Origin of the sequence: Helicobacter sp. MIT 01-3238, assembly GCF_003364135.1 — a bacterium.
GTDB lineage: Bacteria > Campylobacterota > Campylobacteria > Campylobacterales > Helicobacteraceae > Helicobacter_B.
Map to the genome: position 1 here is coordinate 47855 of NZ_NXLN01000015.1, position 10069 is coordinate 57923.

Below are 10069 nucleotides of genomic sequence, written 5' to 3' on the forward strand. Positions count from 1 at the left end.
AATCATATATGTCTTTAGGCACTAATGAATCACGAGAAACATATATCTATAAGCAAAACAAGCTTTATGGCAAAATCGATGGGGGGCAGTTTTTTGCCTATAAAGATAATGAATATGTGCTTGATGATTTAGGATTAGCGCAAATCACTGATATTTTGCCAGAGGGTATAGATTTGCAGATAATGCTTAGGGCATTTAATAAGCAAAGTCCTATCGAGCTTTTGCCTTATCTTAAAAACACTATCGGGGATTTTAGTTTTTCTCGCTTGGAAAAAGCTAAAGGCAATAACAATATCATTCTTTCAAACATAGACATTACTGATAAATTCCCAAATGTTTTGCGTTGTGATATAAATATATCTACCAGTCTTTTAGTCTCGCCACAATACCTTGATTTAAGCATTGGCAAAAAACAAAGGCTATCGCTAAGTGGCTATCAACATAAGCTACAAGCAAGTATTGTGGATAATATAATCACAGACAATTATGGAGATTTTATTATTAAACCTTATCACGATAGCTATTCGCAACTCCCTGAAAACGAACATTTAAATGTAAGTTTTATGCGTGAACTTGGGTTTGAAGTGCCATTTAATGCGCTCGTGTATGATAAGCGATTAAAGGTAAATCACTATCTTATCAAGCGATTTGATATTGATGAAAATGGCGATAAATTGCCACAAATTTCGTTAAATTCTCTAATGGGAGGGGGCGACAAATACGAGGGTAATATTGAGGATATTGCCACATTTTTACGCAATCGATTAGATGAAGAAGAAAAAGTAAAGTTTATTAAGTATATTTATGCCAATGCATTATTGTATAACAATGATTTACATAAAAAGAACATTAGTTTTATTTACAAAGATAATCAAATTAAAATAAGTCCTGTGTATGATATATTAAATATCTACGCAGTAAAAGGGCTTGAAAATACGCAATGTGTATTATCTATCAATAAAAAGCATAACAAAATAATGATAGGAGATTTTTACAAGACGAGCAAAAATCTAGGGCTTAACTTTGAAAAAGTAAAAGAACATTTAGAATTTATGCAAAATTCCTATTTGGAAAAATATCCACATTATATAGAGAAACTTTTTCAAGCACCTAGCATAAAAAATATCGCTAGTTTCTATTATAGATTATATGAAAGTTATAAAAAATGTAGAAAATTAGCTAACAAACAAACCCCACAAACACCCACACAATCCGCAGCAGACAAAATACGCGCTATGCCTAAGCCAACGCAAGAGGAAAGGCAAAAAGCTAGGGCGTTTTTGGATGCGGCTAAGCAAGCTCACAATGCGGATAAAGCACAAGAATCCGCACAAAGTCAATCTAAACCAAAAACAAGGAGCAAGCAATGAAAAAACTCACAACAACACTCATAGCACTAGCACTAAGTCATAGTTTGGGGGTTGGGTTTTGTCCTACATATTATAGCAACCAAGTTTACACTTGCTCGACTTCAGCTGATGCAAGTAGTGATATTATACAGCTAGGCACTGATGTAGCACAGGATATAACTACTGATATATTGCCACTATACCAAGAAATCAAAAGCACCACAGGGCAAATAAAAACACAAGCACAAAAAAAACAAACACATACTAAAAACATAGCAGAACTCTCTAAGGCGAATGCCTTGAAAGAGAAACAACTTGCATTTCAATATGAAAAATACAAAAAACTTTTAGCTGTGTATATCGATATGGAAGCTACTGCTGCACTACTAAAGGACAAGTAAGGATAGTAGCGATGGATAAAAAATGGATTTGGCAAAGTGAAAAATACCCACATTTTTTCCTTGACAAAAGTTATACAATATTTGATTTTACCTTTGATGATTGCTTGGGAGCGATATTTGATAGGATTGCAAGATGCGAGAAAAAGCTAAATCAAATCATATCACAAAGCAATCTAAGCCCTATTTTACTAGAATCAAAGATTACTGCTCTTACAGATGAGATTGTTAATTCTGCTAGTATAGAGGGGGAAATACTAAAACGAGAAAGCGTTAGAAGCTCCCTTAGAAAAAAACTTGATAAAGAGTTTAATTTCATAAATGATAACAGCTCGACAAAGCAAAGCGACAATTATGCAAGCATTTTGTTGGATACAAATCTTAATAAAAATCCTTTGACTATCGAGCGACTGCACGGTTGGCATAATTGTTTGTTTGAGAGTGGTTATAGCGGCTTACATAAAATAAATATTGCTAAATTTAGAAATGATGAAATGCAGGTTATTTCGGGCGGTATAGGCAAAGAAAAAATACACTACGAAGCTATACCTGCAAAAAATATCCAAAAGGATATGCAAGCCTTTTTGAACTATTGCAACAATGCTTTTATAAATCCATACGCAAAGAGTGCTATCGCGCACCTTTGGTTTGTCATAATACACCCCTATGATGATGGGAATGGCAGAATAGCTAGGGCTATTGCGGATTTTGCACTGCCAAATGAGAATGTAAAGCTGTATTCTATTTCAAGTCAAATCAACACGAACAAAAAAGCATATTATGATATTTTGGAAAGAACAAACCGCTTTAATGCAAATTGTGATATTACAGAATGGCTACAATGGCATTTATCCATTACAGAATCAGCAATGCAAAAAGGAATCGATAAAATAAATCAGATTATATTTAAGACAAAATTTTGGGATAATTTCAAGGAATTAAGGCTAACTAGAAGCCAGCATAAAGTATTAGGCAAAATGCTAGATATTGGTATTAAAGATTTTGGAGGCTTTTTGAGTGTAAAAAAATATAGCAGAATCTCAAAAGTGGATATACAAACAGCAAGCAAGGAAATTGATGAGCTTTGCAGGTTTGGCTGTTTGGTAAAAAAAACTAATTCATTTTCAAATGAGTTTTTTACTTTACCGCAAGATTTTGCAGTGCAGAAAGACACGCTAGTAAGGAGCGGAATCGAACCGCACATAGAGGAGCAAGCTCCCTCCCTCCCATCTGGGTCATCTCTTACTAGCGGTGTTAATGTTAGCAAAAATGCCTTTAAAGGTCAAGTTATATCTAGCGATTTTTTGATAAACCCCCTTGATAACGAAAGCACGCTAGGTGCGCAAAGTGAAACTAACGCCGCCGCGCCCACACAACAAACACTAACACCACAAAGCGCAGCAGATAAAATACGCGCTATGCCTAAGCTAACGCCAGAGGAAAGGCAAAAAGCTAGGGCGTTTTTGGATGCGGCTAAGCAAGAACAAGCTAGCGCGGATAAAGCACAAGAACCCAAAAAGCTACAAATTTACGCAGTATTAAAATATAATGAAATCAAAAATCTTAAAAAAATCACGCAAAAAGAATATGCGAATTTTGTAGATGATGTATTAAGTGGCGATATGGAAAAATTAAAAAAAGCACCAAATGTTATTTATGTGGGCAATTTATCACAATCACTAGCGCACACCTTAGGAATACCAAAAACCCCAAAAACTTATCTTAGGAAAAATGATTTACACCATTTTAGACCAGAACGAAAAGAAAAATATAATCAAAGCGTAGAAAAAGACATAATAAAAAGACTTCCACTACTTATTGAGAATGCGAAAGAAGCATATATAGATAGCGAGCATAGGAACTTTTTCCTGACACAAGATTTGAATAAAAAAGAAGTAGTAACTTTTCACTTAAATGCAGACAGATTTGGAAACTATATAATAACAACTAGAAAAGTATTGAGAGAAGACTTGAATAAGTATCAATTAGTGGGGAGTGGTATCGAACCACACATAAAGCGTATCAACAACGCCGCACTCCCTGCTGTGCCATCTCCCACTAATCTAGGCAATGATACCACAACTATTTTCAAAAGTCAAGCCACTTTTAGCGAGCAAACTAAACCAAAAACAAGGAGAAATAGATAATGCAAGACATCGATATTTGCTATAATGAAGCGATTGGATTTTCTAGTATAGGACATTTTGAGAATTTTACAAAATATCTATTCAACATAAGCCAAAAGCACGAAAACGAGCAAACAAAGCACAATTTGTATTTTTGCTTAGAAAATGGAGAATACAAAAATATCAAAGAAGCAATACAGGTAGAATTTGGTAAAAACTATGATGATAGGAAGTTTAGAGAAGTCGCTCAAAAACGACTGCTACAAAGCGTAAAAACGCTACAAAAGCCCTACACACCCTATACACAAATCAAAAGTGATATATTCTATATGAATTTTGGTGTAGAAAGCACTTTTGATGAAATTCATCAATTCGTAGCCAACAACATACAAGATATTATCAATTTTCAGCCCGATGAAGTAAAATCTATGCGTAAAATCTTTGTATTTAGTGCACTTCATCTAAATCAAGCAACACCACATTTGCATAGACTATTTGTATTGCCAAAGGAGTAAAAACAATGAATAATGAACCTAACAAGCGTAAATATGACATTTACACAATTCTTTACAAAGAACAATATCGCTTAAAGCTAGGATTTTTACCTCTTATCCTCTCAAAAGGCTCTTTAGTGATTGCTATTGCAAGTTATTGGCTTTTTGATGGGCAGAGTGTCTTTTTAGCCTATGGTGTCTTACTGCTCCTTTATTACAAGGCGATATTTAATCTCACAAAAGATGGGAATCAGCTAAGCAGTTTTGTCTATGTTTGGCTAGCAAAACTAAATAAGACATTGCGAACAAAGAAGCAGAAGAAATAATAAGGATAACAAAATATGAAATATTTGTTAAAAAACAAAGATAGCGTTGTTTTGGAATTTGAGGTTTCACTCAAACATTCCGCTATAAGTAATAATATTGAAGAAAGTGCAGAAAATATTGCCATAAAAGATAAAAATTTGCTACCTATAAGTATGGATTCTAACAACATTCAAAAAAATCTATTAAATTGGATTAAAAAGCGCAAAGCTCCTACAAATAGAAGTTATATAAAAAAAATTATTTCAACTTACAAAGATAATACAAGAGAAGAAAAAATAATGGATTATGTCAATATTTCATTTGCCTTATCACTCAATGATTCTTATTGGATTACTCCCGCAGATAAGCAATATTCGTGGCAACAATATAATCTATATTCTAATGATTTTGCAAAATCTTTAGAACTAGCTGCTTTTGGAATACAATCCCAAAAAGTAAGTGGCTTTACTAGCTCTCCTGAATACACAACAAATGGAATGCTACCAAAATGCTGGCATAGAGATAGTGGAGAAATCTATCTCTACAAAGGCTCAAGCAAAATCTATGAAAATGGGGAAGTGTATAGTGAATATTATATGTCTCAAGTTGCTAAATTACTAGATTTTTCACACGCACATTATGATTTGAAAATGTTTCATAACAGGCTTGTAAGCACTTGCCCTATCTTTACTAATGAAAATGAGGGGTATATGCCCATTGGTTATTGCATAGATACAAACACGAGGAAAGAGAAAGGATTTACACTTATTAACGAAGTGGAAAAAATATATGAGAAAGAATCATTGCAAAATTTAATGCTATTTGACGCGCTCATTTGCAATGTCGATAGACATTTAGGTAATTTTGGAATGATAATTGACAACAACACAAATGAGCTTCTACGCCCTGCGCCGATATTTGATAATGGATTATCTATGATGACAACTTTAAGTGCAGACGAATTAAGAGATGATAAAGAGTTTTTAGGGTTTGAAAAAAGTGCTTTTGAAATATCATTTAACAATCAATTAGAGTATTCAATCCAGCCACGCCATATCCCAAACCTAGAAAAACTACAAACCTTTGAATTTAAAAAACATAAAGAATTTAATCTCCCTGATGAATGGCTAGAATCTATCCAAAAAGCTATCCAAGATAGAGCTAGGCTAGCAATAGATTTTTGCCATAAGAAGCAATCAAAGCCAAATGTAAGACACAAGAGAAAACACAGATAGTAATTTAACAGGAATGCTAAGATGATAGATTTTACAAATTGCAAAGAAGAATACAAAAAGTATTATGATGGACTAAATGGCAAAAAGAAATCAATTTATTATAATGATGAGCTTTATATGCTAAAGTTCCCAAAAGAAAGCAACCTCGATAATGATAGCTATGCAAGTGGCACTATTAACGAGCATATCTCGTCAAATATATTTAAGATTTTAGGTTTTAAGACACAAGATACTTTGCTAGGATATTACCAAGATAAAGTCGTTGTAGCGTGTAAAGACTTCGAGCATTTCAAAAATCAACTTTTTAGTTTTGGAAAAATAAAAAACTCGGTATTTGATACAAAATCTAGCAATAGCAATTCTGATACAGAGCTATATGAGACTTTACACACGATAGAAAATCAAAAAGCAATCCCCCCTACCCTGCTAAAAGATTTTTTTTGGGAAATGTTTGTAGCTGATACTTTGATAGCAAACTTTGATAGGCATAATGGAAATTGGGGATTTTTGAGTAGCAAAAATGGAATAGACATTGCCCCTATTTACGATTGTGGTTCTAGTCTGTATCCAAAGCTAAGCATTGATGATATTAAGCGATATTTAACTCACAATGGTAGTTTTAACGACTTAATGCTAAATCAGACAACTTCCGCAATTACAATACAGGGCAAAAAAATCAATCCACAAGATTTTTTGAAAGAAACAAAAGATAATAGTCTTATAAACGCTTTACAAAAGGTGCTTTTGCGTATCGATAATCAAAAAATCAACTCTCTTATCGATAGCGTAGAAATCATAAGCGACACTAGAAAAGAATTTTACAAACTCATCTTAGAAAAAAGAAAACTTTTTTTACAACAGGTATTGATAGCTAAGCAATCACAATCTCCAAACGCCAAGTCAATTTTTTACACTGAAACGCTTTTACAGAATGGCAAGTCTCCATCCAACAAGATTGACAGCACTAATTCTATCAAAGAATCAAATCAAAGTCAAACTAAACCAAAAACAAGGAGCAATAGATAATGCAAGACATTGATATTTGCTATAATGAAGCGAGAGGTAGTAAAATGCAAAAAATATCTAAAACAATCATTACAGATGAATTACTGCAAAGAACTATACTTACAAATGAAAAAATCTATGTCGATGACTTTACCAATCTAACCATAGCTAAGTTGATAGGCTTAGACATTACAAAGCCCATCAAGCAAACTTTGCGTGGCGATAAGATTGCTCATACAATCAAGCGACACGGTAAGGATTCAAATCTTGTTATACATAACAAAAAAACTCCTACAACTCTGCAAGATATAGCGCATTACACTGATATTGTAAATAATGCACACCTATACTCTGTAAAAAAGGTAAATGATACTAATCATCTGCTAAGCGGGATTCAGGTTAATGGTTATTATGTCGTGGTGGAAAGTGTAAGAAAAAGTATGAATGAATTAAAATTCAAAAGTTTTTACAAAGAAAAAGGAAAACTAACAGAAAACAAAGATTTCATACCAAACGATGAAGTGCGTGTGCTAACGCCAAATGGACGCTCCTACGCTCCTAGAATAAATCTAAGTGTAGAATTAGATAGCAGCTCACGCGCTTCAGTGGATAATACTACTACAAAAACAACCAAAAGTCAAGTGTATGATACATTGCCAAATGTAAGACACAAGAGAAAACACAGATAGTAAAGGAAACACAAATGAAAAAACTCACAACAACACTCATAGCACTAGCACTAAGTCATAGTTTGGGGGTTGCTTGTCAATGTGCAAACGATATTGACAATGCTTTTGATGGTGTGAAAGACTATGTAATTGATGATTTGTATAAGCCGCACAAAGAGAAAGTAGAGGATTTGACAGGCGAGATAAAAACAAATATCAAAAAAATAAATACACAAAATGATGAGCTAGAAAAGCTCATAGAAGTAGAAAAGAAAAAGGCACTTCAGTATGAAAATATGATTTTCCTACTGAAGCAAAAACTAAAGATGCTTGAGTAAAATTCAAGCAAACTAGAAATTATACAAGTATCGAAACATAAGATTCCAAGTGTTATTTGCATATACTTTTCGATTTTCCAAGTGGGTTTCCACACCATTACTATATTGTTGTGATATATTGTGAGAAGTATTGTGTGGCACAAAAGGGATACTAATCACTGCTTCTATACCGTGATTAGCTAGGATATTTGAGCGCATACCTAAATTTAGTGCAGCTTGAAATATTGTGCTTGTGGAATTGTGCTCAACTTGAGTATTTTGTCGTGCTAGTGCAGCTATTTGTTCGCTTTCAGGTTCCATAGCACAAACTATATCTTTAGCACATTTGTTAAAATTATCAAATGTTTTGCCAAAAATACTCTCTCCACCAAGCCATAATCCTGCAAACGCACCTAAATCAAATTTAGGTTTTTGCAAAAAAGTGTAGAGAAAGTCCGCACCTATACCATATTTGACTTTGCTAGCACCACCAGCAAGCATAAGTGTAGCGTAATTTGAAATCCTCTGCTATATCGTGTTGCAACGACTGCGACAAGCTATGTGTATTCACAAATTCACGCAACTCATCGATTTTGCTAAGTTTTGTTTCCAAAGTCATCTCGTTAGATTACTCCTTTCTCTATAAGTAACTTTCTTAAAAAGTCTGAGCCACTAGAGATATTATTTGCGTCTAGATAGTCTAAGAATTTCATATAATCCTCCTCTGCAAGACTTAGAGAAAAAGAACGATATATTTTTCTCTGCCCTAGCCTAGCGCGTCTTGTGGTTATATGCTGCTCTTGGGCGGTGGCTACCGATTCGATAACTTCAGCACCTTTGCCTAAGTATTTTAATGCCTCTGTGTTGATTCGTTTGTTGCTCATTGTATATCCTTTTTTGAAGTTTGTAATGTTAGCAAATCATAGTTACATTGCCAATTACATTTAATCACAAAGTATCTATTTCTTTGCAAAAAGCTAGAATCTCATTCTTAGCAGCTACATCGCTACTTGTGCGTATTTTTGATTCTAGCACGCCTTTGCCTGTCGTTGGGGAATACTTTATCAAAGTCCTATCCCGCACAATGCTATCCATAAACGCATAATGCTTAGATTCTCTAAAAGGGTCTAGTATCGAATCTATTAGCTTTGTGCTAGGATTTAATCGATTAAGAACTAGATGAGTTTTAATCGCAAAATCTGCTTTAGACTTCCTAAGCTCTTTTTCGATGTCGGTAAGTATCTCATCAAAGCTCATAAGCCTCATTACTTCAAATGGCGAATCGCTAAGAGGAGTTATCACTCTATCGCTCATCGATACCGCAATGCGATTAAAAGCACTATCAAAACCGCCAGAATCTATTATGAGATTTTCACTAGCGTGAGAATCGATAAACTTTATCAGCGCATCGGTCGAAGCAAATGTTTGTATGTCAAAAGTCTTTGCATCGTGCATAGCTCTCAACTTATTAGCATTGCTTAGGCTGTTTTGCCCATCTAAGTCTATGCAAGTAAACTCCACTCCTTTGTCTTGCAAATAAACTAAATAGTTTAAGCATAGAGTAGATTTGCCTACGCCACCTTTTGGGTGAGAAAAAGTGATTACCATATAAACACTCCTTAAAATTAAAATCACATTGCATTATAAGGGTAAATTATAAACACATTGTAAATAAAAATATATTATAAGTTAAAATAAATTGATATTGATAAGGTAAATATATTATTGATAAGAAGCACATTTTGATTAAAATGTAACGCTAAATTATCGTATCAATTTATTTTAACTATTATGATAACTTACACTACAAATTACAATAGATTTTCAATGTTGTTTAATTGAAAATGTAAATCTAATTTTGATTAGATTTTAGATTTGATTGTAATTTGTCTTAAATTATACATTACATTTTAATTGTAAGTGTAATGTATAATTTTCTTGTAAGTTATCATAATATAATAGGAAGTAGGCTATTTCGCTATTGCTTCATAGCCTACTCCTCTCTATGCTTATGCGTGCGCTTGCACGCAACGCTAGACATACACACCGCTTGCCAGCACTCACAAGCACTATGTGCTTTGAGGCTAACGCTGAATGCTAGGCTTACGCGGTGTGTATAGTCGCCTCGCTCGCTCGGCACTTGCTCCGCGCGTGCCTCACAACGCGAGGCT

Annotated in this window: 13 protein-coding genes; 9 read left to right on the forward strand and 4 right to left on the reverse strand. The window is 34.0% G+C overall.

Translation table 11 applies throughout. The features are described from left to right. Positions 1–8: 8 nt before the first annotated feature. From CQA40_RS06480 to CQA40_RS06520, 9 genes are read left to right on the forward strand one after another with little or no spacing between them, the layout of a single operon-like run. Complete coding sequence (locus tag CQA40_RS06480; protein ID WP_115520088.1) at positions 9–1370, forward strand: HipA domain-containing protein; 1362 nt, start codon at positions 9–11, stop codon at positions 1368–1370. Then, positions 1367–1750 carry a hypothetical protein gene (locus tag CQA40_RS06485; RefSeq protein ID WP_115520089.1) on the forward strand — a complete coding sequence of 128 codons (384 nt, stop codon included), beginning with the start codon at positions 1367–1369 and terminating at the stop codon, positions 1748–1750. Before CQA40_RS06480 ends, CQA40_RS06485 begins: the two co-directional genes overlap by 4 nt. A gap of 11 nt (positions 1751–1761) precedes the next feature. Further along, entirely contained in the window at positions 1762–3894 is a 2133-nt protein-coding gene (locus tag CQA40_RS06490; RefSeq protein WP_115520090.1) for a Fic family protein, read from the forward strand. After that, positions 3894–4388, forward strand: coding sequence for a hypothetical protein (locus tag CQA40_RS06495; protein WP_115520091.1), 495 nt, complete (start codon positions 3894–3896; stop codon positions 4386–4388). Before CQA40_RS06490 ends, CQA40_RS06495 begins: the two co-directional genes overlap by 1 nt. 5 nt (positions 4389–4393) lie before the next feature. Then, a complete protein-coding gene (locus CQA40_RS06500) occupies positions 4394–4693 on the forward strand; it encodes a hypothetical protein (RefSeq protein ID WP_115520092.1) in 300 nt (99 codons plus the stop codon). A gap of 15 nt (positions 4694–4708) precedes the next feature. Further along, a complete protein-coding gene (locus tag CQA40_RS06505; RefSeq protein ID WP_115520093.1) occupies positions 4709–5908 on the forward strand; it encodes a HipA family kinase in 1200 nt (399 codons plus the stop codon). Positions 5909–5929: 21 nt separating this feature from the next. Beyond that, positions 5930–6934, forward strand: coding sequence for a HipA domain-containing protein (locus tag CQA40_RS06510; RefSeq protein WP_115520094.1), 1005 nt, complete (start codon positions 5930–5932; stop codon positions 6932–6934). After that, positions 6934–7602 carry a hypothetical protein gene (locus tag CQA40_RS06515; protein WP_115520095.1) on the forward strand — a complete coding sequence of 223 codons (669 nt, stop codon included), beginning with the start codon at positions 6934–6936 and terminating at the stop codon, positions 7600–7602. Before CQA40_RS06510 ends, CQA40_RS06515 begins: the two co-directional genes overlap by 1 nt. A gap of 14 nt (positions 7603–7616) precedes the next feature. Further along, positions 7617–7919, forward strand: coding sequence for a hypothetical protein (locus CQA40_RS06520; protein WP_115520096.1), 303 nt, complete (start codon positions 7617–7619; stop codon positions 7917–7919). Positions 7920–7931: 12 nt separating this feature from the next. Here CQA40_RS06520 and CQA40_RS06525 read toward each other — a convergent pair whose 3' ends face one another. From CQA40_RS06525 to CQA40_RS06535, 4 genes are all read right to left on the reverse strand, one after another. Then, positions 7932–8399, reverse strand: a complete 468-nt coding sequence (locus CQA40_RS06525) for an outer membrane beta-barrel protein (RefSeq protein ID WP_115520097.1) — start codon at positions 8397–8399, stop codon at positions 7932–7934. After that, complete coding sequence (locus CQA40_RS11175; protein WP_181882865.1) at positions 8380–8517, reverse strand: hypothetical protein; 138 nt, start codon at positions 8515–8517, stop codon at positions 8380–8382. Before CQA40_RS11175 ends, CQA40_RS06525 begins: the two co-directional genes overlap by 20 nt. A gap of 4 nt (positions 8518–8521) precedes the next feature. Next, positions 8522–8782, reverse strand: a complete 261-nt coding sequence (locus CQA40_RS06530; protein ID WP_115520098.1) for a hypothetical protein — start codon at positions 8780–8782, stop codon at positions 8522–8524. A 64-nt stretch (positions 8783–8846) separates the two neighbouring features. Then, positions 8847–9506: a ParA family protein gene (locus tag CQA40_RS06535; protein ID WP_115520099.1), complete on the reverse strand. Its 660-nt coding sequence runs from the start codon at positions 9504–9506 to the stop codon at positions 8847–8849. Positions 9507–10069: the final 563 nt, after the last annotated feature.

Coding starts and splice junctions, on each gene's coding strand:
- CQA40_RS06515 (WP_115520095.1), top strand. CDS start 6,934: ATGCAAGACATTGATATTTGCTATAATGAAGCGAGAGGTAGTAAAATG.
- CQA40_RS06520 (WP_115520096.1), top strand. CDS start 7,617: ATGAAAAAACTCACAACAACACTCATAGCACTAGCACTAAGTCATAGT.
- CQA40_RS06485 (WP_115520089.1), top strand. CDS start 1,367: ATGAAAAAACTCACAACAACACTCATAGCACTAGCACTAAGTCATAGT.
- CQA40_RS06480 (WP_115520088.1), top strand. CDS start 9: ATGTCTTTAGGCACTAATGAATCACGAGAAACATATATCTATAAGCAA.
- CQA40_RS06530 (WP_115520098.1), bottom strand. CDS start 8,782: ATGAGCAACAAACGAATCAACACAGAGGCATTAAAATACTTAGGCAAA.
- CQA40_RS06525 (WP_115520097.1), bottom strand. CDS start 8,399: ATGCTTGCTGGTGGTGCTAGCAAAGTCAAATATGGTATAGGTGCGGAC.
- CQA40_RS11175 (WP_181882865.1), bottom strand. CDS start 8,517: ATGACTTTGGAAACAAAACTTAGCAAAATCGATGAGTTGCGTGAATTT.
- CQA40_RS06500 (WP_115520092.1), top strand. CDS start 4,394: ATGAATAATGAACCTAACAAGCGTAAATATGACATTTACACAATTCTT.
- CQA40_RS06535 (WP_115520099.1), bottom strand. CDS start 9,506: ATGGTAATCACTTTTTCTCACCCAAAAGGTGGCGTAGGCAAATCTACT.
- CQA40_RS06510 (WP_115520094.1), top strand. CDS start 5,930: ATGATAGATTTTACAAATTGCAAAGAAGAATACAAAAAGTATTATGAT.
- CQA40_RS06505 (WP_115520093.1), top strand. CDS start 4,709: ATGAAATATTTGTTAAAAAACAAAGATAGCGTTGTTTTGGAATTTGAG.
- CQA40_RS06490 (WP_115520090.1), top strand. CDS start 1,762: ATGGATAAAAAATGGATTTGGCAAAGTGAAAAATACCCACATTTTTTC.
- CQA40_RS06495 (WP_115520091.1), top strand. CDS start 3,894: ATGCAAGACATCGATATTTGCTATAATGAAGCGATTGGATTTTCTAGT.